This window comes from Microbacterium sp. As-52 (genome assembly GCF_049949185.1).
GTDB classification, from domain to species: Bacteria; Actinomycetota; Actinomycetes; order Actinomycetales; family Microbacteriaceae; genus Microbacterium; species Microbacterium maritypicum_A.
In genome coordinates, this window is sequence record NZ_CP188171.1 from 1,901,245 (window position 1) to 1,926,673 (window position 25,429).

The 25,429-nt window shown below is 69.4% G+C and carries 26 protein-coding genes; 13 read left to right on the forward strand and 13 right to left on the reverse strand.

What is annotated here, in order from left to right:
- Positions 1-128: 128 nt before the first annotated feature.
- Complete coding sequence (locus tag ACLFA2_RS09085; RefSeq protein WP_235045254.1) at positions 129-485, forward strand: hypothetical protein; 357 nt, start codon at positions 129-131, stop codon at positions 483-485.
- A gap of 24 nt (positions 486-509) precedes the next feature.
- On the opposite strand, the gene ACLFA2_RS09090 is transcribed toward ACLFA2_RS09085, so the two are convergent.
- Positions 510-1,043 carry an Lrp/AsnC family transcriptional regulator gene (locus ACLFA2_RS09090; RefSeq protein WP_021201443.1) on the reverse strand — a complete coding sequence of 178 codons (534 nt, stop codon included), beginning with the start codon at positions 1,041-1,043 and terminating at the stop codon, positions 510-512.
- Between the two features lie 204 nt (positions 1,044-1,247).
- On the opposite strand from ACLFA2_RS09090, the gene ACLFA2_RS09095 reads away from it, so the two are divergent.
- From ACLFA2_RS09095 to ACLFA2_RS09115, 5 genes are read left to right on the forward strand one after another with little or no spacing between them, the layout of a single operon-like run.
- Positions 1,248-2,831, forward strand: coding sequence for an ABC transporter substrate-binding protein (locus tag ACLFA2_RS09095; RefSeq protein WP_426622431.1), 1,584 nt, complete (start codon positions 1,248-1,250; stop codon positions 2,829-2,831).
- An 11-nt stretch (positions 2,832-2,842) separates the two neighbouring features.
- Positions 2,843-3,904, forward strand: coding sequence for an ABC transporter permease (locus ACLFA2_RS09100; protein WP_029260780.1), 1,062 nt, complete (start codon positions 2,843-2,845; stop codon positions 3,902-3,904).
- On the forward strand, positions 3,901-4,812 hold the full coding sequence (locus tag ACLFA2_RS09105) for an ABC transporter permease (RefSeq protein ID WP_021201446.1): 912 nt from the start codon (positions 3,901-3,903) through the stop codon (positions 4,810-4,812). The genes ACLFA2_RS09100 and ACLFA2_RS09105 overlap by 4 nt, the downstream gene beginning before the upstream one ends.
- The gene (locus ACLFA2_RS09110) at positions 4,809-5,642 is read left to right on the forward strand and encodes an ABC transporter ATP-binding protein (protein ID WP_021201447.1); all 834 of its coding nucleotides are present in this window, start codon (positions 4,809-4,811) and stop codon (positions 5,640-5,642) included. Before ACLFA2_RS09105 ends, ACLFA2_RS09110 begins: the two co-directional genes overlap by 4 nt.
- On the forward strand, positions 5,635-6,474 hold the full coding sequence (locus tag ACLFA2_RS09115) for an ABC transporter ATP-binding protein (protein WP_021201448.1): 840 nt from the start codon (positions 5,635-5,637) through the stop codon (positions 6,472-6,474). The genes ACLFA2_RS09110 and ACLFA2_RS09115 overlap by 8 nt, the downstream gene beginning before the upstream one ends.
- Positions 6,475-6,585: 111 nt before the next feature.
- Here the strand turns inward: ACLFA2_RS09115 and ACLFA2_RS09120 are convergent, their stop codons facing one another.
- The gene (locus tag ACLFA2_RS09120) at positions 6,586-7,329 is read right to left on the reverse strand and encodes a hypothetical protein (RefSeq protein WP_426622432.1); all 744 of its coding nucleotides are present in this window, start codon (positions 7,327-7,329) and stop codon (positions 6,586-6,588) included.
- 216 nt (positions 7,330-7,545) lie between these two features.
- On the opposite strand from ACLFA2_RS09120, the gene rpsF reads away from it, so the two are divergent.
- From rpsF to rplI, 4 genes are read left to right on the forward strand one after another with little or no spacing between them, the layout of a single operon-like run.
- On the forward strand, positions 7,546-7,914 hold the full coding sequence (gene rpsF, locus ACLFA2_RS09125; protein ID WP_021201450.1) for a 30S ribosomal protein S6: 369 nt from the start codon (positions 7,546-7,548) through the stop codon (positions 7,912-7,914).
- 5 nt (positions 7,915-7,919) lie between these two features.
- Entirely contained in the window at positions 7,920-8,435 is a 516-nt protein-coding gene (locus ACLFA2_RS09130; protein ID WP_021201451.1) for a single-stranded DNA-binding protein, read from the forward strand.
- Positions 8,436-8,491: 56 nt separating this feature from the next.
- A complete protein-coding gene (gene rpsR, locus ACLFA2_RS09135; protein WP_017829850.1) occupies positions 8,492-8,746 on the forward strand; it encodes a 30S ribosomal protein S18 in 255 nt (84 codons plus the stop codon).
- A gap of 11 nt (positions 8,747-8,757) precedes the next feature.
- Positions 8,758-9,210: a 50S ribosomal protein L9 gene (gene rplI, locus ACLFA2_RS09140; protein WP_021201452.1), complete on the forward strand. Its 453-nt coding sequence runs from the start codon at positions 8,758-8,760 to the stop codon at positions 9,208-9,210.
- Between the two features lie 71 nt (positions 9,211-9,281).
- Here rplI and ACLFA2_RS09145 read toward each other — a convergent pair whose 3' ends face one another.
- On the reverse strand, positions 9,282-9,980 hold the full coding sequence (locus ACLFA2_RS09145; protein ID WP_426622433.1) for a helix-turn-helix transcriptional regulator: 699 nt from the start codon (positions 9,978-9,980) through the stop codon (positions 9,282-9,284).
- Positions 9,981-10,053: 73 nt separating this feature from the next.
- Here ACLFA2_RS09145 and ACLFA2_RS09150 point away from each other — a divergent pair, with 73 nt between their 5' ends.
- The gene (locus ACLFA2_RS09150; RefSeq protein ID WP_426622434.1) at positions 10,054-10,794 is read left to right on the forward strand and encodes an alpha/beta fold hydrolase; all 741 of its coding nucleotides are present in this window, start codon (positions 10,054-10,056) and stop codon (positions 10,792-10,794) included.
- A 141-nt stretch (positions 10,795-10,935) separates the two neighbouring features.
- Here the strand turns inward: ACLFA2_RS09150 and ACLFA2_RS09155 are convergent, their stop codons facing one another.
- The gene (locus ACLFA2_RS09155) at positions 10,936-14,622 is read right to left on the reverse strand and encodes an efflux RND transporter permease subunit (RefSeq protein WP_426622435.1); all 3,687 of its coding nucleotides are present in this window, start codon (positions 14,620-14,622) and stop codon (positions 10,936-10,938) included.
- A 371-nt stretch (positions 14,623-14,993) separates the two neighbouring features.
- Between ACLFA2_RS09155 and ACLFA2_RS09160 the strand changes: the two genes are divergently transcribed.
- Complete coding sequence (locus ACLFA2_RS09160) at positions 14,994-15,725, forward strand: GntR family transcriptional regulator (RefSeq protein ID WP_021201456.1); 732 nt, start codon at positions 14,994-14,996, stop codon at positions 15,723-15,725.
- Positions 15,726-15,832: 107 nt separating this feature from the next.
- On the opposite strand, the gene kynU is transcribed toward ACLFA2_RS09160, so the two are convergent.
- Genes kynU through ACLFA2_RS09205 form a run of 9 tightly spaced genes read right to left on the reverse strand, consistent with a single transcriptional unit; the run spans position 15,833 to position 24,272 of the window.
- Entirely contained in the window at positions 15,833-17,107 is a 1,275-nt protein-coding gene (gene kynU, locus ACLFA2_RS09165; protein ID WP_347124098.1) for a kynureninase, read from the reverse strand.
- A gap of 28 nt (positions 17,108-17,135) precedes the next feature.
- The gene (locus ACLFA2_RS09170) at positions 17,136-18,128 is read right to left on the reverse strand and encodes an amidohydrolase family protein (protein WP_021201458.1); all 993 of its coding nucleotides are present in this window, start codon (positions 18,126-18,128) and stop codon (positions 17,136-17,138) included.
- A gap of 6 nt (positions 18,129-18,134) precedes the next feature.
- A complete protein-coding gene (locus ACLFA2_RS09175; RefSeq protein WP_426622436.1) occupies positions 18,135-18,671 on the reverse strand; it encodes a 3-hydroxyanthranilate 3,4-dioxygenase in 537 nt (178 codons plus the stop codon).
- Entirely contained in the window at positions 18,668-19,162 is a 495-nt protein-coding gene (locus ACLFA2_RS09180) for a RidA family protein (RefSeq protein WP_021201460.1), read from the reverse strand. Before ACLFA2_RS09180 ends, ACLFA2_RS09175 begins: the two co-directional genes overlap by 4 nt.
- The gene (locus ACLFA2_RS09185) at positions 19,159-19,962 is read right to left on the reverse strand and encodes a 2-keto-4-pentenoate hydratase (protein WP_426622437.1); all 804 of its coding nucleotides are present in this window, start codon (positions 19,960-19,962) and stop codon (positions 19,159-19,161) included. Before ACLFA2_RS09185 ends, ACLFA2_RS09180 begins: the two co-directional genes overlap by 4 nt.
- Positions 19,959-20,993, reverse strand: coding sequence for a 4-hydroxy-2-oxovalerate aldolase (gene dmpG / locus ACLFA2_RS09190; protein ID WP_347124089.1), 1,035 nt, complete (start codon positions 20,991-20,993; stop codon positions 19,959-19,961). The genes ACLFA2_RS09185 and dmpG overlap by 4 nt, the downstream gene beginning before the upstream one ends.
- A complete protein-coding gene (locus tag ACLFA2_RS09195; protein WP_021201463.1) occupies positions 20,990-21,928 on the reverse strand; it encodes an acetaldehyde dehydrogenase (acetylating) in 939 nt (312 codons plus the stop codon). Before ACLFA2_RS09195 ends, dmpG begins: the two co-directional genes overlap by 4 nt.
- On the reverse strand, positions 21,925-22,767 hold the full coding sequence (locus ACLFA2_RS09200) for a 2-keto-4-pentenoate hydratase (RefSeq protein WP_426622438.1): 843 nt from the start codon (positions 22,765-22,767) through the stop codon (positions 21,925-21,927). The genes ACLFA2_RS09195 and ACLFA2_RS09200 overlap by 4 nt, the downstream gene beginning before the upstream one ends.
- Positions 22,764-24,272 carry a 2-hydroxymuconic semialdehyde dehydrogenase gene (locus tag ACLFA2_RS09205; RefSeq protein WP_401065620.1) on the reverse strand — a complete coding sequence of 503 codons (1,509 nt, stop codon included), beginning with the start codon at positions 24,270-24,272 and terminating at the stop codon, positions 22,764-22,766. Before ACLFA2_RS09205 ends, ACLFA2_RS09200 begins: the two co-directional genes overlap by 4 nt.
- Positions 24,273-24,355: 83 nt before the next feature.
- Between ACLFA2_RS09205 and ACLFA2_RS09210 the strand changes: the two genes are divergently transcribed.
- On the forward strand, positions 24,356-25,324 hold the full coding sequence (locus tag ACLFA2_RS09210; RefSeq protein WP_426622439.1) for a LysR substrate-binding domain-containing protein: 969 nt from the start codon (positions 24,356-24,358) through the stop codon (positions 25,322-25,324).
- Positions 25,325-25,429: the final 105 nt, after the last annotated feature.

Here is a 25,429-nt window from a genome sequence, read left to right on the forward strand (position 1 = left end):
ACTGACTCCTACGGCTCTCGGCGAGCAGAGCAGCCCGCTTCGCGCTCAGCCTAAGCAGGCGGGTCCAGGGTGTCACCACCCGCGACGGGTGACTTTGCGGGTGAGTTTCGACGGGCATAATCAAGGGTGTGACTGCGACTGCAACCCTTCCCTCCCTCGACGGCCGCCGATTCCGGATGGTGTCGTCCACGACCTCTGCGGTCGACCCGGAAGCCCCGAGCATCTTCGAGTACTTCGAACGTGACGGCGCCATCTGGGGCGGGTACGAGGGCGACACGGTCACCTTCGGCAAGTTCGTCGGCACCCGCATGGGTGACACGATCTGGGTGTCGTTCGTGCACGTGCTCAAGGCCGACGGCACGGTCGTCACCGGCGATGGTGAGAGCGAGCTGGAGCTGACCGACGACGGTGGCATCCGTCTCGTGGAGCACTACGAGATGCACGGACTCCCGCAGCTCAGCGTGTGCGAGGAGATCTCCGCCTGAGGCCTGCGCCTGAGTGACGGCGCCTCAGCGCGGCGGGAGGGCGTCGCGACCGGGAGAGGCGGGCGTCCACCGCGTCATCCCGAGCGGGATCTCGGTGTCGCGCTTCGGCAGGTCCGCCGGCAGCAGGTAGGGGCGGCGGATCACCTCGTCGAGCACGACGACGCTCACGACCGTGCGCACCTCGGGCAGCTGGGCGATCACGCCGGTGGAGAACTCGTGCACGCCGCTGACGTCGACGGCGCGGATGAGCAGCATGGCGTCGTGCTCGCCGGTGGTGATGGCGCACCACTCGACGTCGGGCATCTCCAGCACGCGTTCGCGGAACGACGCCCAGGCCTGCGGCATCACCGTGACGAACACGAGCGCGCCGATGGAGAGCCCCGCCTTCGCCTGATCGACGCGGGCGCTGAAGCCCGTGATGACCCCGTCGTGCACGAGCGACTCGACCCGCGTGTACGCATTCGCGCGGGAGATCCCGACCTTGTCGGCGAGTGCCGCGATCGAGACACGACCGTTATCACGCAGGACTTCGAGGATTCTGTACGCCGTCTCGTCCAAAGGGGCAGCACTTCGTCCAGAATGCTTCGGATCTTCCGCATTCTTGCTGGACATATTGTTCCTCACATCCGAGGTTCTGGACAGAGCGTGTCGAGGTGACCCGCTCTTGCTGGACACATCGTCGCATATGATGCGAATCTGATCCACGGTCGTCCACATCGGTGGCGACTCACCCGAATGTACTCCTCGCCTCTGGAGGCCCTCATGTCGTCACGCCGTATCACGCCGGTCATCGCGCTCGGAGCCGTCGCGCTCCTCGCGCTCGCAGGTTGCTCGGGAGGGAACTCGGCGACGGGCGGCGGACAGTCCGGCTCCGACTCCCTCGTCATCGACACCGCGTTCTCGATCGAGACCACCGACCCGGGTCACACCTACGACCCGACCGGCAACATGATCGCGAAGGCCCTGTACGAGACCCTCGTCGACTTCGAGGGCTCCGACGTCTCGACCCCGGTGCCGGGCCTGGCATCCTGGGAGCAGAACGACGAGGCGACCGAGTTCACCTTCACGCTCGAGGGCGACCGCGTCTTCTCCGACGGATCGCCGATCGAGGCGAAGGACGTCGTGTTCTCGCTGCAGCGCATCCAGGGCATGGAAGACGCCAAGCCGAACTTCCTCCTCGGCGGCCTCACGATCACCGAGGTCGACGACAAGACGATCCGGTTCACGTCCGAGACCCCGCTGCTGCAGCTGCCCGCGATCCTCGCGAACCCGGCACTCGGCATCGTCAACTCCGACGTCGTGATCGAGAACGGCGGTGCGATCGACGGCACCGACTCGGCACAGAAGTTCCTCGACGGCGCATCCGCCGGCTCCGGCCCCTTCGTGCTCGACACCCTCGACCTCAGCTCGCAGGTCGTGCTGACGAAGAACGACGAGTACAACGGTGACGAGGCCTCCGACTACACGCGCGTGGTCGTCCGCAACGTCTCGGAGAGCGCCACCCAGCTCGCCAACCTCAAGGGCGGCGACTCGATGGTCGCGATGGACCTGAACGGCGACCAGGTCGCCGGCCTCGGCGACGACATCACGGTCGACTCCGTTCCGTCCGGCCAGACGATCTTCCTGCTGCTGAACCAGTCCTCGGCCGTCGCCGGTGACCTGGCGAACGTGAAGATCGCCGAGGCGATCCGCTACGCGCTCGACTACGACGCGCTGCTGGAGCTGGCCGGCGCCGGCTCCGTGCAGGCGACCGGCGTCATCCCTCCCGGATTCGAGGGTGCTCTCGACAGCGGCGTGGAGCAGGACCTCGACAAGGCGAAGGCCGCGCTCGCAGAGGCCGGCTACACGGGCCAGACCCTGAAGCTGCAGTTCCCGAACGACTACCCGGTCGGCGGCGTGGAGTTCACCCCGCTCGCCGAGCGCGTGCAGGCACAGCTCGAAGACGCCGGCATCACGGTCGACCTCGCCCCCGCGCCCTTCGCGACCGAGCTCGACGCCTACGTCAACGGCACCGAGGGCTTCGGTCTGTGGTTCTGGGGTCCGGACTACGCGGACTCCGCGAACTTCCTGCCTTTCGCCCCGGGCCTGAAGGTCGGCCTCCGCGCCGGCTGGGCCGCCGAGGCCAACCCGGAGATCGCCGGTATCGCGGCCGGTGCTGCCGCCGCGACCGACCCCGACCAGCGCACCGCCGCCTTCACCGACTTCGCCGAGGCGATGCAGGCCGAGGGTCCGTTCGTCCCGCTGATCGTGCCCGGTCGCAACATCTCCTCCGCGGACAGCGTGAAGGGTGCGGTGTACAACTCCGTCTGGGAGATGGACATCGCCGAGATCACGCCGGCCGGCTGAACGGACATCCCATGACGACAGTGGCGGTGCAGAGGCAGGCGCAACGGCGCCGGTCGCCTCTGATCGGATACCTGCTGCGGCGGGCCGGCACCTCCCTGCTCCTGTTGGTGGGCGTGACGATCGTCACGTTCGCGCTCACCAACCTGGTGCCGGGAGACCCGGTCTCGGCCGCGCTCGGTGAGGGTGCGTCGCAGAACCCCGCGACGCGTGATGCGTTCATCAAGGAGCATGGTCTCGACCAGCCGCTGTTCGTGCAGTACTTCATCTATATGGGGAACCTGCTGCGCGGGGACCTCGGCACGTCGCTGGTGACCGGACGCCCGGTCACCAGCGACCTCGCCACCGCGGTGCCGGCGACCATCGAGATCGCGATCGGGGCGATCATCGTCAGCCTGGCGGTCAGCATCGTGCTCGGCACGCTCGCCGCCTACCGCCGTGGACTCGTCACCGACCAGGTCATCCGGGTCGTGACGCTGGTGGGCCTCAGCGTGCCGACCTTCTGGCTGGCGCTCGTGAGCTTCTACGTCTTCTTCCTCGAGCTGCGCATCGCACCGGGCTCCGGTCGCATCTCGCCGTCGATCACCCCGCCGCCGCGCGTGACCGGGCTCTACACGGTCGACTATCTCCTGAACGGAGACGCCGTCGGCTTCTTCGACGCCCTCGCGCACCTGGCTCTTCCCGTCATGGTGCTCTCGCTCGTGACCATCGGCCTGCTGACCCGCTTCATCCGCACCTCGGTGCTCGAGGTGCTCGGCAGCGACTATGTGCGCGCCGCACGCGCCAAGGGCCTCCCGGCCATGCGCGTGATCCTCGACTACGTGCTGCGTGGCGCCTCGCTGCCGATCCTGACGGTGGTGGGCGTGGCGTTCGGGGCACTGCTGTCGGGCACGGTGCTCGTCGAGTCGGTGTTCGCCTGGCCGGGCCTCGGCACCTACGCCTACAACTCGGCCGCGAACCTCGACCTGCCCGGCATCATGGGCGTCGGCCTCGTGGTCGGCATCATCTACCTCCTCATCAACTTCATCGTCGACATCCTCTACGGCGTGCTCGACCCGAGAGTGAGGATCGCATGAGCCGCATCGCCGCCGCGTCCCCCGCCGGGCGCTTCCGCTTCCGCTGGCCCCGTGCCTGGCGCACGCCGCTGGGCATCATCGGCACCGTGATCGCCGGAGCGTGGATCATCGTGGCCTTCACGGCGCAGTGGTGGGTCCCGTATCCGCCGAACGCGCAGGTGCTGCCGCGTCTGCAGCCGCCGGGCATCGACACGTTCCTGGGCACCGACGGCAACGGACGCGACATCTTCTCGCGTCTGATGACCGGAGCCACCGTGAGTCTCCCGCTGGCGCTCATGCTCGTGATCGCCGCCATGATCATCGGCACGCTCATCGGTGCGCTCGCCGGATACTTCGGCGGCTGGGTCGACGAGACGCTGATGCGCATCACCGACCTGTTCATGGCCTTCCCGACCGTGATCCTCGCCATGGTGGTCGCCGCCTCGCTCGGACCGTCGCTGTTCAACGCGGTGATCGCCGCCATCGTGGTGTCGTGGCCGCAGTACTCCCGCGTCACGCGCAGCATCGTGCTGGGGCTCCGTGGTCAGAACTACGTGATCGCGGGCCGCCTGCTCGGGCACTCGCCGGCACGCACGCTGTTCGTCGACATCCTCCCGAACATCGCCGGCCCCGTCCTGGTGCTCGCGACGCTCGACATCGGTGCGGCGATCCTGCTCCTCTCCGGCCTCTCCTTCCTCGGTCTCGGCGCGCAGCCGCCGACCGCGGAGTGGGGTTCGATGATCTCGGGCGCGATGCAGAACTTCGACGCCTGGTGGCTCGGGGTCTTCCCCGGGCTCGCGATCCTGACCGTGGTGCTGGCGTTCAACTTCCTCGGAGACGCGATGCGCGACGTGCTCGACCCCACGGCCGAGATCACGCACGAGAAGGCAGCCGATCACAAGGCTTCCGCGACGGGGGTGGCCGCATGAGCGCGCAGAGCGCTGCCGTGCAGCAGACATCGACGCTCAGCATCCGCGACCTGACGATCGACATCGGACGCCCGCTCGTGAAGGGTGTCTCGCTCGAACTCGAGGCCGGTCGCATCCACGGCCTCGCCGGGGAATCGGGCTCGGGCAAGACGCTCACCTCGCTCGCCGTGCTGGGGCTGCTCCCGCGGCAGGCGCGGACCGGCGGGTCGATCCTGCTCGGCGGCGAAGAGCTGGTGGGACTGCGCCGTCGCGCCCTCAACCGGGTGCGCGGCAAGCGGATCGCCATGGTCTTCCAGGATCCGTCGGCCTCTCTGCACCCGCAGCTGCCGGTCGGACGCCAGCTCACCGACCACATGCGCGTGCACCTCGGACTCAAGGGCGCCGCCGCACGGGCGCGGGCGGTCGAGCTGCTCGAGACCGTGCAGGTGCCGAACCCCGCCGAGGCACTGAAGCGCTATCCGCACCAGTTCTCCGGCGGCCAGCGTCAGCGCATCGCGATCGCATGCGCCCTGGCCTGCGACCCCGAGGTGCTGCTGGCGGACGAGCCCACCACGGCTCTCGACGTCACGGTGCAGGCCGGCATCCTGAAGCTGCTGCGCGACCTGGCGGTCGAACGCAACCTGGCCGTGCTGCTCGTGACGCACGACCTGGGCGTGATGAGCGCGATCGCCGACCGGGTCGCCGTCATGAAGGACGGCCGGATCGTGGAGCTCGCCGATCGCGAGACGCTGTTCCGCGATCCCCAGCACGAGTACACGCGCATGCTGCTCGCGGCCCTGCCGGGGTCGCGCATCGACGAGGCACCGGAAGGGCAGGCCGCAGATGAGTGAGGTCTCCGTCCTCGATGCGCAGGACGTGGTCGTGCGCTACCCGGGCAACCCGCCGGTGATCGCCGTGAACGGCGTGTCGATCAGCGTCGCCGCCGGGGAGACCGTGGCCCTGGTGGGCGAGTCCGGCAGCGGCAAGTCCAGTCTCGCCCGTGCCGTCGTCGGCATCGAGAAGACCGCCGCAGGGACCGTGCTGTTCCGCGATGCTCCGGTGTCGCCGCTCGGCATCCGCCGTCGCTCGATCGCCCTCACCGGCATCCAGATGGTGTTCCAGGATCCGGCGACCTCGCTGAATCCGCGGCGCCGGGTCGGCGACCAGATCGCCGACGGCATCGCCACCGCCCGCGCCCGTGGCGCCGAAGGATCGACCGTGGACGAGTGGCTGGAGCGCGTCGGTCTGCCGACCACCGTGAGCACACGCTTCCCGCATCAGTTCTCGGGCGGGCAGAAGCAGCGCATCGCGATCGCCAGGGCCTTGGCCGCTCGTCCCTCGCTCTTGGTGGCGGATGAGCCGATCTCAGCGCTCGATGCGTCCACGCAGACGAGCGTCGCCGGCCTGATGCGCGACCTGGTGGCGGAGTCGGGAGCGGGCATGCTGTTCATCTCGCACGACCTCGCCGTGGTCCGCCGCATCGCCGACCGCACGTTCGTGATGTTCGGCGGACGCGTGCTCGAGTCGGGTCCGACCGATCAGCTCTGGGCCGCACCGCGGCACCCCTATACACAGGCGCTGCTCGCGGCGATCCCCGAGCCCGACGGCGCGGGTCGCATCCCCGCCGCCCCGTCGGTCGACGACCGCACGGTGTGGGCGGAGATCCCGCCGGTCATGTACTGAGAACTCTCCGCGCTCACCCGTGCTCCGCTCGCGCGTGTGCTCCGAGCGCCCCGGCCGTGACAGGACCGTGCGGGCCGAGGCTGCAGCCCCGGCCCGCACGGGTCACCGGCGTCAGAGCGGTGCGACGATGTCCTGCTTCACGTCCCACTCGGTGACTTCCTGAACGCTCTCGATCTTCTGGCCCTCGACCTCAGTGGAGGCGTTGGCCGCGAGCACCACATAGTCGCTCGTGACCTCGAAGAGCATCGTGACGGTCGATCCCTGCGACTCGGTCGTGCCGCTGAGCAGGTACACGTCCTGGCCCAGGCGCGTGCCCGTGCCGGTGACCGTGTATTCGCCGGAGAGCGTGTCGGCCACGCCCATCGGGTCGGAGGCGTCGACGGCCTTCGCGGCGGTGCTGAGCGTGCTGATCTCCTGGTCGGTGGAGTTCTCGTCGGCGACCTGCCACTCGCCGGTGGTGGATTTCACCCAGGCGTCGTCGCCGATCACGATGACCGAGCCGAAGCTGGTGCTGGTCTCGACGGCCTTGTCGGCCGGGTTGTAGCGGGTGGTCGACTCCATGCCCAGAGTCGTCATCGTCGCCGAGAATCCGGCGGTGTCGGTCATCGCCGCCGTCACGCACTCCGCCAGCGTGGAGCCGTCGACGGTCGCGCCCTCCTTCAGCTCGGGGCAGTCCGTCTTCGGCGCTTCCGCCTCCTGCGATGCCCCGGAGTCGGGCTTCTTCTCGGCTGTCGTGTCCGATCCGCCCCCTGAACATCCCGTGAGCAGCACGGCGGCGGCGAGAATGACGCCGACCCCCCATTTGTTGACGCGCATCGCGTCCCCCCTCAGGTCGAGATGCCCGATGACCGTCATCGGGCACTCGTCCCAGCATGCCAAACGTCGCAGAGGTTCTCGCGAGCCGCAGTCGTGGTGTCGGGCATCATTCGCGGCGGACGCGTGATTCCGCTAGACTGTCGAGGTTGTCTGCCTTGCGGCGTCCATTCGGGATTCCAGAGGCGGGCACGTGCACACACCCTCCTGCTCCCGGGAAAGTCCCGAGAGCCGTTCTAGTCCGAAGGAGGTGGGTAAGTGACGCACCAGTACGAACTCATGGTCATTCTGACCCCCGAGATCGACGAGCGCCAGGTCGCCCCGACGCTCGACAAGTTCCTGAAGGTCATCACCAACGATGGTGGCTCTATCGAGAACGTCGACATCTGGGGAAAGCGCCGTCTCGCATACGAGATCCAGAAGAAGACCGAGGGCATCTACGCCGTCGTCAACTTCACCGCGACCAGCGCCGCCACGCAGGAGCTCGACCGTCAGCTGAAGCTGAACGAGCAGATCATGCGCACCAAGGTGCTCCGCGCTGAAGAGGCTCAGGCGATGATCGCCTCCGAGGCCAAGCGCTCCGAAGAGAAGGCTGCCCGCAAGGCCGCCAAGGCTGCGAAGGCCTAAGTCTCATGGCCGGCGAAACCGTCATCACCGTGGTGGGAAACCTCACGGCCGACCCCGAGCTGCGCTACACGCAGAACGGGCTGCCGGTGGCGAACTTCACCATCGCATCGACGCCTCGGAACTTCGACCGTGCCGCGAATGAGTGGAAGGACGGCGATGCGCTGTTCCTCCGTGCATCCGTCTGGCGCGAGTTCGCCGAGCACGTGGCGGGTTCGTTGACGAAGGGCATGCGCGTCATCGCGCAGGGCCGTCTGCGTCAGCGCTCCTACCAGGACCGCGAGGGCAACCAGCGCACCGCGATCGAGCTGGAGGTCGACGAGATCGGCCCCTCGCTCCGGTACGCGACCGCGCAGGTCACCCGTGCGGCCTCGACCGGCGGTGCCGGCGGTGCCGGTGGCGGTGGACAGTCCCGTCCCGCGCAGCAGCAGGTGTCGGAGGAGCCGTGGTCCACGCCCGGTTCGTCGACCAGCGCGGATGCCTGGAGCACTCCCGGCAGCTTCGGCGACGACACCCCGTTCTGAACAACTTCTGGATCCGGCCTGCACGGCCGGCATCCGCTCATCACTAAGGAAAAACTATGGCTGGAAAGTCGAGCGGCGACCGCCGCAAGCCGCGGAAGGGTGGCAAGCCCACCGCTCCCGCGAAGTCCATCCGGGTCGGTGTCATCGATTACAAGGATGTCGCCACCCTTCGCAAGTTCGTCTCGGAGCGCGGCAAGATCCGTGCCCGTCGTATCACCGGTGTCTCGGTGCAGGAGCAGCGTCTGATCGCCACGGCGATCAAGAACGCGCGCGAAATGGCGCTCCTGCCCTACGCTGGCGCCGGCCGGTAAGGGGTATCGAGATGGCAAAGCTGATTCTCACGAACGAGGTCGCCGGGCTCGGTAGCGCCGGTGACGTGGTCGAGGTCAAGAACGGGTACGCCCGCAACTTCCTCATCCCGCAGGGCTTCGCTACGGCGTGGACCCGCGGTGGCGAAAAGCAGGTCGCATCGATCCAGGCCGCGCGTCAGGCACGCGCGATCCACGATCGTGATGACGCTGTCGCACTGAAGAACGCTCTCGAGGGCACGAAGGTGCGCCTCACGGTCAAGGCCGGCAAGGAGGGTCGTCTCTTCGGCTCCGTCAAGACCGACCACGTCGCGGATGCTGTCGCAGCCGCCGGCCTGGGCTCGATCGACAAGCGCAAGGTGCACATCCCGTCGCCCATCAAGGTGACCGGTGAGCACGAGGCGACCGTGCGTCTGCACGACGACGTCACCGCAGTGATCACGCTGCAGGTCGTCGCCGCCAAGTAAGGCACGTCGAGAACGCCCCCTGTCCTTCGGGACAGGGGGCGTTCTGCATTCCGAGGGTGATCGGCGCCGCCTCACCCGCTCCGACCGTGCACCGGTCGGGCGTTCGCCGGGGGTTCGCCGACCTCATCGACGGTGTGGCCGCTGCACGCCGTCGCGGTCACGCTGGCCCTCTCGACACGCGACACGGTGAACCACCGCATGGCGTCGCGCAGTCGGCACCATCCGACCAGATACCACTGGCCGTTCGTGGAGGCGAACAGCACGGGTTCGACATCACGGGTGGTGGTGCTCCCGTCTCCTGCGGTGTAGCGGATGCGTACCACCCGCTGCTCCGCCATGCCCTCGTCCAGTGCCGATCTGATCGCGCGTGAGGGGGTGGGTGACGCGTCGACCCAGACGCGGTGGGCGAGTTCGTCGGCTCGCGCACGGGTGCGGGGATCGAGCACGTCGAGGATCTTCCGCACGCCGGCTGCGGCCAAGTCGGCGTACGGAGCATCGGATGCGGCGGACACGGCCGCCAGCAGCGCCACGGCCTGCGCGGGGGAGAGGCTGACGGGTGGCAGGGATGCACCTGCCGCCAATCCGTAGCCGCCGCCCGGGCCCGGGCGCGACCACAGCGGTGCTCCACCGCGCTCGAGGGCCGCCAGGTCGCGCTTGACCGTGCGCACGGACACCTCGAACTCGCGGGCCAGGCGTTCGGCCGACGTCCCCCGCGACCCGCTGCGGCGCAGCATCTCGGAGAGGGCATGCAGACGCTCTGCGCGCTTCATCGTTCGATCCGTGGGGAATTCATGACATGAATAGTGACACACACCTGTCCACAGTGCGGAGCAGCATGGGGGTATGACACACACGATGAGCACTCCGACCATCCTTCTCATCGCGGGCCATTGGCTGGGTGCCTGGGCGTGGGACGAGGTCCTCGAAAGCCTCGGCGCCGACAGGTCTCGCGCCGTCGCGATGACGCTGCCGGGTCTCGACGCAACCGACCCCGCGCGGGCGGCGAAGACGCTCGATGACCAGGCCGACGCGATTCTCGACGAGGTCGGCCAGCTCGGCGTCTCGGAGCAGCAGCCCGCGATCATCGTCGCGCACAGCGGGGCGAACGCCCCCGTGAGCCTCGTGCTCGACCGACACCCCGCCCTGATCGCACGCGTGGTGTGGGTCGACTCCGGCCCGGTGGCCGCCGGGAGCGTGTTCGCGCCCGACCTTCCGGACGACGTGGAGGAACTTCCGCTTCCGCCCTTCGAGGTGTTGGGACAGCAGGCGAGCCTCGAAGGCCTGAGTGCAGAGGTGCTCGAGCGCTTCCGCGAGCGGGCCGTTCCCGAGCCCGGGCCCGTGCTGCGTCAGCCCGTCGAGCTCACGAACGACGAGCGACGCACGATCTCGACCACCCTCATCTGCTGCTCGATTCCGAGTGCACAGCTGCTCGAACTCGCGCGCGCCGGTCATCCCATGTTCGCCGAGGTCGCGATGCTCGACCACCTCGACGTCGTCGACCTGCCCACGGGGCACTGGCCGATGTGGAGCCGTCCCGGTGACCTCGCCGAGCTGATCCAGGCGGCCGCGTCGCGCGGCCGCTGAACCCACCCCTGAGCCAGCGCCCCGATCCCGTACCCCGGGACGGATGCCTGGAGAAAGCGCGGAAGTCGGGAGAATCGGGTGGGTCCGCAGGGGATCCGCCCGATTCTCCCGACATGTGCCGCACGTCGCCGTGCCTCGGGGCTACGGCTTCTCGGACGTGACCTCGAAGATGTCCGTCGACGTCTCGGCCGAAGCGGCACGACGCTCCTCGCGCCGGGCTCGTCGCTCGGCGCGCTTGGCGATCCGGCGTTCCCTACTGCGCTCCACGAGCGTGTAGAGAACCGGGACCAGAACCAGAGTCAGCAGCGTCGACGACACCAGGCCGCCGATCACGACGATCGCCAGCGGCTTCGAGATGAACACTCCGCCGCCGGTCAGCCCGAGAGACATCGGGACGAGCGCGAACACGGTCGCGGCCGCCGTCATCAGGATCGGTCGCAGGCGCAGGCGGGTTCCATGCTCCACCGCCTCGTCGAGACTCGCTCCCGCACCACGAAGGCGGTTCACGAGATCCATGAGCACGATGGCGTTCGTCACGACGATGCCGATGAGCATCAGGAGTCCGATCAGGGCGGGAAGACCCATCGGGGTTCCGGTGAGGAGCAGGCCGAGGATCGCGCCGGTCGCTGCGAACGGGATCGAGATGAGCAGCACGAGGGGTCCGCGGAAGTTGCGGAAGGTGGCCACCATCACCAGCAGCACGAGTACGATGGCGGCCAGCATCGCCAGTCCGAGCTGGCTGAAGGCCTCATCCTGTTGTGCGGACGCGCCGCCCTGCTGGAAGGTGACTCCCGCCGGCAGATCGGTGTCGGCGATCGCCTTGTCGATCGCCCGACCGGCAGCCGCGAGGCCGCCCTTCTCCGGGGTCACGGTCAGCGTGACCTGACGCTCGCCCTCGGCGCGCGTGATGGTCGGCGCCGTGAGCTCCTCCTCGACGGTCGCGATCGCGGCGAGCGGGATCGCCGTGCCGGTGACCTCGGCAGCCGCCTTCTGCTCGGCCTCGGCGGCATCGGCCTCGGCCTGCTGGGCCGCGGCGTCGCTGCGGCTCTGGCGCAGGGCCTTGATCTGCTCGTCCGCCGCCGCGACGCCGGACTGGGCCCCCTCGATCGCACCCTGCAGCGCCGCGAGCTGCTCGGCGCGTTCGGTCTGCGCTTTGAGCACGGCCTCCTCATCCGGGCTCAGCGGGTCTTCGGGGACGATCGGTGCCGCCGAAAGCTCGGCGAGCTGCCTGTTCAGGGCCCCGATCTGGCCGGCGAGCTCGGCGCGCTGCTTCGTGGCGGTGTTGATCTGCGAGTTCAGTTCGTTCTCGGCCTTGGTCTTCGCCTCTGCGGCCTTCGCCTCCGCCTTGGCCTGGAGCGCATCCGCTGCCGCCTTCTGCGCCTCGGCGGTCTGCTGCGGGGTGACCGGGAGCATGATCTCACCGATCTTGTCGGCGGTGCGCGCCGCACCAGGGGTGCGCACGACGATGTCGCGCTCCCGGCCCTCGTACATGAGCGTGCCGACCGTGGTGCCGGAGAGTGCCTCCTGCACGGCCTTCGCGATCGTGGCGCGGTCGAAGCCGAGGCGCGCGGCCAACGGTTCGTCGACCTTCACCCGCAGCACCGGCTGCTCGCCCGCGAGCTCGCTCTTCACGGAGCGCACGCCGTCGGCGTCGGCGAGCTGCTTCTCGAGCAGGTCGCTCGCCGTGCGCAATGCTGCCGGATCGTTGCCCTGGATCTGCAGGTCGATGCCGTCACCGGCACCTGCCAGCGAGGCGTCCTGCGACGCGAGGTCGATCTCACCGCTGTCGGGAAGCCCGTCGAGCGCCTTCTGCACCTCCGATTCGACCTCGGCGACGTCGGAGCCGTCCTTCAGACGGAGGTCGTACGTGATCGACGCCGGGGTGCCGGGAGTGGGGACCGGGATCGAGGTGGTGATGTCGGCGATGCCCGGAACCTTCCCGAGAGTCTTCTCCACCGGCTCGGCCGCGGCGACCAGGTCGGCGGTGGCTTCCTTCGGGGGCGTCTGGACGACCTGCAGGGTGGCCTGGCCGGAGGAACCGAGGAAGTCGGTCTGGATGAACGGTGTCATCCCCAGCGTGGCGACGAGCAGCAGCGCGGAGGCGACGAGGGTGATCACGGGGTGACGACGGGTCGCGTTCAACGCCGGCATGAACGTGCGCTGCAGCCGGTCGGGGGCGGTGTGGATCTCGTCGAGCTCGGACGGGACGTCGCTCTCCGCAGACGGCGACGGCGAGACGGTCGCCGCGGCAGGAGCCGCGACCTCTGCCGCCACCGCGGTGGCTGCGGCGGCAGGAGCCGCGTCGGTCGTCATGCCCTCGGCCGCGGGCTGAGCCGTGTCTGCGTCGGCGGCGCGCTGCTTCGGAGCCTTGTTGAGGAACCAGGATGCGAGCACCGGCACGATCGTGAGCGAGACGACGAGCGAGGCGAGAAGCGCGATCGAGACGGTCACCGCGAACGGTCGGAACAGCTGGCCGGCGATGCCCGAGACGAATGCGATCGGCAGGAAGACCGCCACCGTGGTGAGTGTCGAGGCGGTGATGGCCCCGGCGACCTGACGCACAGAGGCGACGATGCCGTCGATCGTGAGCGGGCCGTCACCACGGCGTCTGGAGATGTTCTCGATCACCACGATGGAGTCGTCGACGACACGTCCGATGGCGATGGTGAGGGCGCCGAGGGTGAGGATGTTGAGGGTGTTGCCGCTCCACCACAGGCCCACCAGGGTGATCAGCAGCGACAGCGGGATCGACACGGCCGCGATGACCGTCGAGCGCCACGAGCGCAGGAACGCGAGGATCACGAGCACCGCGAAGAGCAGACCGAGCCCGCCCTCGACGGAGAGGTCGTGGATCGACTGCTCGATGTAGGGGGCCTGGTCGAAGATCGTGACGAACTCGGCGTCGAGGATCGGCGCGAGCCGGTCGAGCTCGGCGTTCACGCCGTGGGAGATGTCGACGACGTTGGCACCCTGTGCCGGCATCACCTGCAGCGTGAGCGACGGCTTGCCGTTGACGCGCGAGATGGTCTCCGCCGGCACGGTCTCGACCGTGACGTCGGCGAACTCCGCGACCGTGACGGCCCCCTCGCTCGTGGGCACCGGGAGCGCCTGGATGTCTTCCGGCGTCGCGAGACGCGACCCCACCGTGATCGAGAGGGGGCCTTCGGCGGAATCCGCCTGTCCAGCCGGGAGGGCGGCGCCATGCGCTTCGAGGATCGGTCCGAGCGTCGAGGGCTCGACCTTCAGGCGGGTGACGTCGGCAGGGCGGAGGTCGATCGTGATGCGCTGCGTCTCCTGGCCGGCGAGTGTGACGTCGCGCACACCCGGCACGCCCTTCAGCGCCGGGACGACGGTCTGCTGGAGCGCATCGCCGAACGCCTCCTGGTCGCCGCTGGTGCCGGCGCTCAGTGCCATGGCCGGCAGGTCGCCCGCACCGCCGGACGCGACGCTGACCTCCGTGTCCGAGGGGAAGCTCGGCTTCAGCGACTCGGCCGCGCTGCGGATGGTGCGCAGCGTCTCCTCGTCGTCTTCGCCGAAGGTCCACTCGACGAGCACCTGCGCGTTGCCGCTCGATGTCGTCGAGGTCACGCTCGTCACACCGGGAACCGCTCGCACCGCCTGTTCGAGCGGCTCGGTCACGCTGCTCGCCATCTCCTCGGGTGCCAGGCCCTGCGACTGTGCGGAGATGAACGCCATCGGAGCCTGCAGCGAGGGCATCAGCTCCTGCTTGAGGGAACCCATCGATATCAGGCCGAGGACGACGACGGCGAGCGTCGCGAGAGAGAGGATCAGGCGGTTCTTGAGACTGCTGCGTGTGAGGAACGACATGGAGCGATGAGGTGCTTTCGGCTGGGTCGCTGCGGCAGGCCGAGAAGCACGCGCGCGACGCGGAAGCCGCCTGTGGTCACCCGACCCTCGTCACTTGAGCCGGATCCTGTGGCTCCGGCTCAGCGCGACGAGAGGCGACTGAGCTTCGGCGACACGATCGACAGTTCGAGCCTGCCGGGTCGAGGGTGCCGGGGCATCCTCCCGCGGGGTGATCCTCGTCCCCCCGCGGGTGGACTCGGCGTGCCCGGCCCGACATGCGTCCCGGGCGCCCCGGCGTGCGCACGCCGAGGCGCGGCAGTGGTCCCGCGACGCGAGGTGATTTTGGATCCAGAATGCAGAGTTGGCCGGGATGATCCGATACTCTCGCTCCCATGGTGCAATCAGGGAACGCCGCGTCGCCCAAGGAACGGGCCGAGGCTCTGCAGAAGCTCGCGCAGCGACATGGAGCCGGATACCGGTCCGTCGGAGCGATGGCCTACGACATCATCCGCGATGCGATCCTCGACGGCACCCTGCCTCCGGGGATGAAGCTGCGGCAGGAGACCCTGGCGGAGTCCATCGGCATCTCGCGATTGCCGATCCGCTCCGCCCTGATCCAGTTGGAGGCCGACGGCCTCGTGGTCTTCCATGCCCGCCGCGGCGCGATGGTGCGGGCACTCTCGGTGCAGGAGGCGACCGAGGTCTACCACCTGCGCACGCTGCTCGAGAAGGACGCGCTGCGCCTGGCGATGGAGGAGATCACCCCGGAGCGGGTCAGCCGGCTGCGGGAGCTCGCGAAGACGGCGGACGACATCTCGGAGGGCGGCGAGTTCGTCGAGGCCCGCACCGAGTTCTACGCGACGCTCTACGACGCCGAGGCCCGGCCGGTGATGTGGGAGATGATCGAGCAGCTGCGGCTCAAGCTCGGACGCTACGTGCTCGGCTGGCGTCTGGTCTCTCCCGGCGCACATGACCACTCCCACGGTGAGCTGATCGACGTCGTGGCAGCTGGAGATGTGGACGAGGCTCTGCGCGTGCTCGAGTCGCACCTGAACCACGTGCGCGACGGGGTCATCGCACTGCTCGACGCGGCGGCGACCGAGGCTGCCGGCGACGGAGCCTGACGCCTGGGGGGAATGCATGACTCCTACACGGATGCATGACTCGGCACACCAGTCCGTTCATCCATCCGGGCAGGAGTCATGCAGGTGTGCGAGTAGGTGACGGTGTCTCAGGTGACGGTGCCGCGACGTGCGAAGCGAGGTTCACGCCAGATCTCGCTGTGCAGCACGTCTTCCAGCGCGTCGATCGCATCCCACACGTCGGTGTAGGAGGTGTAGAGCGGTGTGAACCCGAAGCGGATGAGGTCGGGGGCGCGGAAGTCGCCGATCACTCCGCGCTCGATCAGCGCCTGCATCACCGCATAGCCGTCTTCGTGTCGGAGGGAGACCTGGCTGCCACGGCGGGCGGACTCACGGGGGGTCACCGGCTCGATGCCCCAGCGCGGTGTGAGGCGGGTGTCGACGAGCGACATGAAGAGCTCGGTCAGCCGCAGACTCTTCTCGCGGAGGAGCTCCAGGTCGACGTCGTCCCAGATGTCGAGGCTCGCCTCGAGTCCGGCCACCGAGAGCAGCTGCGGGGTGCCGACGCGGAACCGCTCGATGCCCGGGGCCGGGGTGTAGTCCACGGTGAAGTCGAACGGCCGCGCGTGGCCGTGCCAGCCGGTGAGGGCGGGGCGGGCGGCATCGTGATGCCGAGCGGCCGCCCAGATGAACGAGGGCGAACCGGGGCCGCCGTTGAGGTACTTGTAGGTGCAGCCGACCGCGAAGTCGGCGTCGGCGGCGTTCAGGTCGATCGGCACGGCACCGACGCTGTGGCACAGATCCCAGACCACGAGGGCGCCGGCGGCGTGGACCTTGCGCGTGACCTCGGCGATGTCGTGCATGCGTCCCGTGCGGTAGTCGACCTGGGTGAGCACGACGACGGCGACGTGATCGTCGAGCACGTCGTCGAGCGTGGGGCCGTCGTCGGAGATCAGTCGGCGCTCCAGGGGCGTTCCGCTGCCGAGCAGCTCCTGCACCGCTTCGAGCATGTAGAGGTCGGTGGGGAAGTTGCCCCGCTCTGCGACGATCACGCGTCGTCCCGGTCGGAGTCTGACCGCAGCGACCACGGCTTGGAACAGGCTCGCCGACGTGGAGTCGCCGAGCACGACCTCTCCGGCATCCGCTCCGACGAGCGGCGCGATGCGGTCGCCGATCGTGCGCGGCTTGGCGAACCACCCGGCATCGTTCCAGCTGCGGATGAGGCCGGTGCCCCACTCCTCGGTGATCACGCGCTGCAGGTGCGCCGCGGTGTGGCGGGGCAGCGCTCCGAGCGAGTTGCCGTCGAGGTAGATCACACCGTCGGGCAGCACGAAGCGCTCGCGCATCGAGGCGAGCGGATCGGCATCGTCGAGGGCCGTGCAGGTCGCGCGGTCGATGGCGGGGCGGGTGGAGGTGGTGCTCATGCGGCGGGTCCGTTCGAGGTCATGCGGGTCAGCGCCCGAGGAATCGCAGGGCGTTGTCGCGGCGGATGGCGCTCTTCTGCGCCTCGTCGAGGAAGTCGGCGCGGTCGATGACGCCGCCGACGGGTCGCTCGCCCAGGGGGTAGGGGTAGTCGCTGCCCACCATCACCTGGGAGGCGCCGAGGGTCTCGACCAGCACGCGCAGGGCCACGGGGTCGAACACGACGCTGTCGACGCTGAAACGGTCCAGGTAGGCCGAGGGCGGCCGCTCGCTGACGCCGATGAGGTCGGGGCGTTGCCGCCAGGCGTTCTCGAACCGGCCCAGCCAGAACGCGAACGAACCGCCGCCGTGCGCGAACGCCAGGCGGAGGGTGGGCGGGACGCGATCGAAGACCCCGCCCAGGATCATCGCGATGATCGACAGGTGCGTCTCTGCGGGCATGCCGGTGAGCCACCGGGCCATCCAGCGGTCGAGACGAGGGGAGCCCGGCATGTCCCACGGATGCACGAAGACCGGGATGCCGCTGTCGGCGCAGTGCTGCAGGAAGGTCACCGTGCCCTCGTCGTCGAGGTCGCGGTCGCCCACGTGGTTGCCGATCTCGACACCGGCGTGGCCCGAGGCGATCGCGCGGTCGGCCTCCGCGCACGCGGCATCCGGATCCTGCAGGGGGACCTGTGCGAACGGGATCAGCCGGCCGGGGGCCGGAGCGCAGATCTCCAGAGCGAGGTCGTTGAAGATGCGCGCGACCTTGACGGCCTCGTCACCCGACTTGTCGTAGGAGAAGAACAGCGGCGTGGGAGAGACGACCTGCATCTCGACGCCGTCGGCGTCCATGTCGGCCACGCGCACCGACGCATCCCAGCAGTCGTCGCCGACGCGGCGGAACTCGGTCTCGCCGAGCATGATCATCGCCTCGCGCTCGGAATCCACCCGCAGGGTCGGCCAGACACCCGGCCCGACCTGTGTCGACAGGTCGGGCCAGGAACTCGGCACGAAGTGCGTGTGGACGTCGATCGTGCCCAAGGGGCTTCAGCCCTTGCCGGGGTGGACGGCGCCGCACTCGGGGCAGGTGCGCCCCTCTTCGCTCTCGTAGAAGTCGCGGAACACCGGCGGCAGGTCCTCGACGATGTCGCGCACCTGCAGCTCGACCTCGTGCACCTTGGCATTGCAGTTCGGGCAGAACCAGGCGAACTTCTCGAGCGTGCCCTCTTCGCGGATGCGCTCGATCACGATGCCGATGGAGCCCTCTTCGGGGCGCTGCGGGGAGTGGAAGACGTTACCGGGGAGCAGCCACATCTCGCCCTCGCGGATGTCGATGCGCTGCAGGCCGTCGGGGGTCTGGATGTTCACGTGCATGTTGCCGCGGTACTGGTAGAACCACTCCTCGTACGGGTCGAAGTGGAAGTCGGTGCGCTGGTTCGGGCCGCCGACGACCTGCACGATGAAGTCGCCCAGGGGCGTCCAGGCGGCCTTGTTGTTGACCGGCGGCTTCAGGAGATGCTCGTTCTCCTTGATCCAGGCCGGGAAATCGATCACGGGTGGGATGACGGGTGGGATGGTGCTCATTTCTCCTCCTCGAGAGTGGCAGCGGTGTTGTGGTCAGCGGTGGTGTGGTCAGCGGTGTTGTGTTCGATCGTTGTGTCGGGGCGGCGCGCGATCGCCTGGATCTCGATGCGCAGGTGCGGATGCGGCAGGGCATGCACGGCGACCGTCGTGCGGGCGGGTCCCTGCTCGTCGAAGTACTCGGCCCAGACCGCGTTGTAGGGAGCGAAGTCGTTCATGTCGACCAGGAAGCTCGTCGCCTGCACCAGGTCGTCGAGGGTGCAGCCGGCGGCGGCCAGCACCTCGCGGATGTTCTCGATGACCGCGCGGGTCTGCACCGCGACATCGAGCCGGGTCGCGCCGAACTCGTCGACCTCCGCTCCGGCGATGGAGTTGTCGGGGCGTCGGCTGGACGTGCCCGAGACGAAGACCAGGTCGCCGGAGACCTTGGCATGCGGGAAGCGACCTCGGGGCGTCGCCTTGCCCTCGACGAGGATGCCGCGTGATGTTGTCATCGTGATCCCTTCTCGAGGCTGTCGGATCCGTCGTGGGTGTGGATGGAGACGCGTCCGAGGCCGGTGATCGTCGCCTCGACCGTGCCCTGGTCGGGCAGCGGGACGGCGGCGGTCGCGGCGCCGGCGAGCAGGACCGTGCCGGCGCGGAGCGTGAAGCCGTGACGGGAGGCGAGGCGTGCGGCTGCCGCGATGGCACGGCCGGGGTCGCCGAGGATGGCCGCCGTCGAGCCCGTCGCGCTGACCCTGCCGTCGACCTCGAGCCGTACGGCCCTGTTGTCGAGCGCACCGGCCTGGACGAACGGGGTCCAGGGGCCGATCACGTACGCGGCGGCCGACGTGTTGTCGGCGACGACATCGGCGAGGCGGAAACGGAAGTCCCGGTACCGGGAGTCGATGATCTCCAGTGCGGGAGCGACGGCCGCGACGACCTCGCTCAACGGACGGTCGACCTCGGAGCCGTCGAAGTCCGCGGCGAGCAGGTACGCGACCTCGGGTTCGATGCGCGGGTGGATGGCGGACCGCCGGTCGAACAGCGCGCCGTCGTCGAGGCGCATCGCATCGGTGAGGCTGCCGACGATGACGTCATGCACGCCCATCTGCTGCGCCTTCGCCTGGCTCGTGAACCCGAGCTTGAGGCCCGTGAGGCGCTCGCCGCGGGCGATCCGACGGGCGATCAGTGCATGCTGCGTGGCGTACGCGGTGTCGAGATCGACCTCTGCGGATGCGGAGAGCTGGCTGATCGCGGTCGCGGTGCGCTGCGCGGTGTCGAGCGCGGCGGCGAACACCGCGTCCGCGGTCATGCGGTCACCCCCGAACGGGTGGCGACAAGGTCGAGCGCGACGTCGACGATCATGTCCTCCTGGCCGCCCACCATGCGGCGGCGGCCCAGCTCCACGAGGATGTCGCGGGCGTCGAGGCCGTGCTTCTCGGCCGCGCGCTCGGCGTGCAGCAGGAAGCTCGAGTACACCCCGGCGTAGCCGAGCGTGAGGGTTTCGCGGTCGACGCGGACGGGGCGGCGCTGCAGCGGACGCACCAGTTCCTCCGCCGCATCCTGCAGTGCGAACAGATCGCAGTCGTGCTCCCAGCCGAGCAGGTCGGCAACCGCGATGAACGCCTCGATCGGACAGTTGCCCGCTCCGGCACCCTGCCCTGCGAGCGAGGCGTCGACCCGGTACACACCGTGCTCGACGGCCGTGACGCTGTTGGCCACGCTCAGCGAGAGGTTCTCGTGCGCGTGGATGCCGATCTGCGTGCCGGGGTCGAGCACCTCGCGGTAGGCGTCGACGCGGTCGGCGACGTCGCGCATCGTGAGGCGTCCGCCCGAGTCGGTGACGTACACGCAGTGTGCGCCGGCCGCCTCCATGATCTTCGCCTGCTCCGCGAGACCGCGCGGGTCGTTGAGGTGGCTCATCATCAGGAAGCCCGAGACGTCCATGCCGTGCTCGCGCGCCCACGTGATGTGCTGGATGGCGACGTCGGCCTCGGTGCAGTGCGTCGCGACCCGCACGCTCGCGACGCCGAGGTCGCGGGCCCGGGCGAGGTCGTCGATCGTGCCGATGCCGGGAAGGATCAGGGTGGTCAGGACGGCGCGGTCGAGCACCTCGGCCGCCGCCTCGATCCACTGCCAGTCGGTGTGCGCTCCCTGTCCGTAAGCCACACTCGAACCGCCGAGGCCGTCGCCGTGCGCGACCTCGATGGCATCAACGCCTGCCGCCTCGAGAGCACGGGCGATATCGCGCACCTGGTCGGTCGTGTAGCCGTGGCCGATGGCGTGCATGCCGTCGCGGAGCGTGACGTCCTGCACGTAGACGCGGGGAGATGAGGTGGTCATGCGGGAACCCCTGTCCGTTCGGCGACGAGTCGTTCGGCCGTGCGCAGGGCGGCCGAGGTCATGATGTCGAGATTGCCCGCGTACTCCGGAAGATAGTGGCCGGCGCCGGCGACTTCCAGCAGGACGGTCACGCGCGTCCCGCGGAACGGTCGGTCGAGTGCGGGCACGTAGGGCTCGTCGACCGCATCGAACTGCACCTGCTGCTTGAGCCGGTAGCCCCCGACGTAGGCCTGCACCGCGGCGACCATGTCGGCGACCGAGGCGCTGACGGCATCCCGATCCAAGGCTTCAGGGTCGCCCTCGACCAGGCAGAACACCGTGTCCCTCATGATGAGCGGCGGGTCGGCGGGGTTGAGTACGATGATGGCCTTGCCGTGGTCGGCGCCGCCGATCACCTCCAGCGCACGGGCCGTGGTCTCGGTGAACTCGTCGATGTTCGCTCTGGTGCCGGGACCGGCCGACTTCGAGGCGATCGAGGCGACGATCTCGGCGTAGGCCACCGGGGCGACGCGCGACACGGCGGCCACCATCGGCACCGTGGCCTGGCCGCCGCACGTGACCATGTTGACGTTGGTCGCACCGAGGTGGGCGTCGAGGTTGACGACGGGCACGACGTACGGCCCGATCGCGGCGGGGGTCAGATCGACCATGAGGCGTCCGGCGTTGCGCACGAGGGCGTCGTTGCGGGCGTGGGCGCCGGCCGAGGTGGCGTCGAACACGAGCTCGACGTCGGCGAACTCGGGCATCGCGATCAGTCCGTCCACGCCCTCGTGGGTGGTGGCGACTCCGAGCCGTCGCGCACGGGCGAGGCCGTCGGAGTGCTCGTCGATGCCGGCCATCGCGACCACATGCAGCGTGGTCGAGAGCCGCTTCACCTTGATGAGCAGGTCGGTGCCGATGTTGCCCGAGCCGATGATGGCGATGCCGACGGTCATGCCGCAGCCCCTTCCGATGATGTGCCCGACGCTCTTCCGGATGCCGTGCCGAAGAAGTCGGCACGGACCTCGCCGAGACCGTCGAGTCGGGCGCGATACACCCCGGCGGTCGCGTCGACCATGGGGCCGAGGGCTCCGGAGAGGATCACCTCGCCGGCGCGCAGCGGCTGCCCGCGGCGGGCGACCTCGCGGGCGAGCCAGGCCACCGCGATCACCGGGCTGCCGAGGCATGCGGCCCCCGAACCGGTCGAGACCGGACGGCCCTCACGGTCGAGCGTCATGGCGAGCGCGGTCAGATCGAACCCGTCGAGGCGCCGAGGCGTGGTGCCGAGCACGACCGCCCTGCTGGAGGCGTTGTCGGCGATCGTGTCGGTGATGCGGATGTCCCACCCGGCCACGCGGGAGTCGACGACCTCGATCGCGGGCAGCACGAACTCCGTGGCACGGATCACGTCGGCGACATGGGTGGTGGGGGAGTCGAGGTCGCTGCCGAGCACGAAGGCGACCTCGGCTTCGGCCCGCGGCTGCAGGAAGCGGGCGAGGTCGATCGGCTCGCGGTCGGCGAACATCATGTCGTCGAGCAGCACCCCGTAGTCGGGGCTGTCGACGCCGAGCTGCGTCTGCACGGCGGGGGAGGTGAGGCCGATCTTGCGGCCGACGACCCGTCGACCCTCGTCGAGGCGGCGGGCGATGCCGAGCGACTGCACGGCGTACGCGGCATCCTGATCCGTCTCGCCGAGCAGGTCGCGCACCGGGGCGCACGGGTGCCCCGATTCGGCCGCGCGTCGCAGCCGTTCGTCGGCCGCACGCACACCGTCGGACTCGGGGAGGCCGGTCACAGCTGCACGCACACGTTCGTCGGCTCGGTGTAGAACTCGAGCGAGTGGTGCCCGCCCTCGCGGCCGATGCCCGAGAGTCCGACGCCGCCGAAGGGGCTGCGCAGGTCGCGCAGATACCAGGTGTTCACCCACGACATGCCCGTGCGCATCTGCTGCGCCACGCGGTGTCCGCGGGTCAGGTCGGTGGTCCAGGTGACCGCGGCGAGGCCGTAGTCGGTGTCGTTCGCCAATCGGATCGCCTCCTCTTCGGTGTCGAAGGGGATGAGGGCGGCGACGGGACCGAACACCTCTTCGCGCACGGTGCGGTTGCTGTTGTCGAGGCCGGTCCACAGCGTCGGCTCGATCCACGATCCGCCGTCGAGTCCGTCGCCGAGCGTGGGGATGCCGCCGCCCGCGAGCACCGTCGCCCCCTCCGCGACGGCGAGGTCGAAGTACGAGCGCACCTTCTCACGGTGAGCCTGCGAGATGAGAGGACCGGTGGTCGTGGCCGGGTCCTCCGGGCGGCCCAGACGCAGACGGGCGGCGTGCTCGGCGAGGCCCGCGGCCACCTCATCGAAGACCGCGCGCTGCACGTAGATGCGCTCGGTGCACAGGCACACCTGGCCGGTGTTGAGGTACGTGGAGCGGGCGAGCCCGGCGACGGCGGCATCGAGGTCGGCGTCGGCGAACACGAGCGCGGCGTTCTTGCCGCCGAGCTCGAACGAGACCGGGCGCACCCGCGGCGCGACCGCCCGCATGATCGCGGATCCGGTGGACGATTCGCCGGTGAACGTGACCCCGTCGATGCCCGGATGCGTGGTGAGGGCCTCGCCCGCGGAATCGGCGCCGAAACCGTGCACGACGTTCACGACCCCCGCGGGCACCCCCGCCTCGGCGAGGATCTCGGCCAGCAGCGTCGCCGACGACGGCGTCTCCTCCGAGGGCTTGATCACCACGGTGTTGCCGGTGGCGAGGGCGGGAGCGAGCTTCCACGTGAGCAGCAGCAGCGGCAGGTTCCACGGCACGATCACGGCGACGACCCCGAGCGGCTTGCGCACGGCGTAGTTCAGGGCGCGCCGGCCGTCGGGCAACTCGGTGAGGAACGAGTCGAGGCCTGCCGTCGAGACCGTGTCGGCGAAGGAGCGGAAGTTCGCGGCGGCACGGGCCACGTCGAGGTCGCGGGCGAGTGCCTCGGGCTTGCCGGTGTCGCCGACCTCGGCCGCGACGAGCTCATCGGCGCGGCGGTCGATCGCGTCGGCCACACCGCGCAGCAGACGGGCGCGCTCCGCGACCGTCATCCGTCCCCAGGGTCCGTCGAACGCGGCGCGCGCGGCGGCCACGGCGCGGTCGACCTGCTCGGTGCCGGCTTCGTGCACCTCGGCGATGACCGAGCCGTCGACCGGGCTGACCTTCGCGAAGGTGGCGATGCCCTCCACGCGCTCGCCGGCGATCATGTTGTGGATCGCGCGGGGCGCTCGCTCCTGCTCGGAGGCACGGAGGGGAGGCGTCATCGTCTCGGAAGGCATGGGCTCAGGCTAGGAACGTTCGAGGGATGCCGACAAATACTCTCTTGATGCACTGCCATGCCCGTACGGCTATAGTCCGGATCATGGTCACCGATCGACTGCTCGACGGGCGGGTCAAGATCCGCCACCTCGTCCTCGTCACCGCCATCGCCGACGAAGGCACCCTGGTGCGCGCCGCCGAGTCGCTGCACATCACCCAGCCGGTCGTCACCCGCGGCCTCCGCGAGGTCGAAGAGGTGCTGGGCGTGCCGCTGTTCGAACGGCTGCCGCGCGGCGTGCGCCCGACGCAATACGGGCACTCGTTCATCGAGCGCGCCCGCTCGGTGCTCGCCGAGCTGCGCGCCGCGGGGGAGGAGGTGCGGCTGCTGCAGTCGGGGCAGCTCGGCACGGTGACCGTCGGCACGCACCTCGCAGGCTCCAACCTGCTGCTGCCGCGGGCCATCGCGGCCCTGAAGGCCGAGCATCCACGGCTGACCGTGGTGGTGCGCGAGGGCACCCCGGACACCCTGCAGCAGCTGCTGCTCGCGGGCGACCTCGACCTGACCGTCGGGCGGCTCTCGCCGACGGTGCCGGTGCGGCTCGAGCAGGAGCGACTGCACCTGGAGCCGATCCGTCTGGTCGCGCGGGCCGGGCATCCGGTGCTCGGCGGTGTCAAGGCGAACTCCCTCGCCGAGCTGATCGCGTATCCCTGGATCTTCCCCGTGGCCCAGACGGCGCTCCGGGCCGAGCTCGAAGCGGTCTTCTTCCACGAGGGGCTGCCGTTGCCGCCCGACCGCGTCGAGTGCACCTCCATGCTGACACTGCGCACCCTGCTGATCTCGACCGACGTGATCGCGGCGCTGCCGATGTTCATCGCCGTCGACGACCGTGAGCTGCGGATCATGCCCACGCCGTTGAGCTCCATCCGCCGCTCGGTCGGCGTGACGGTGCCGAAGGATCGGGCGCCGTCGCCGGCGGCCACCGCGCTGCTGACCCATCTTCGCGAAGAGGGCGCCCGCTTGGCGGAGCTCGAGCGGGACTACGCGGAGACGGAGCCGCGCTTCGCCGGCTGATATGCCCGAACGGTCATAGCTCTGACCCGTATGGATATTGGACAGCATCGCTTCACCGGGACGAACCTGATGAGAACGACACCACGTCGTGACGATCTCACCCGA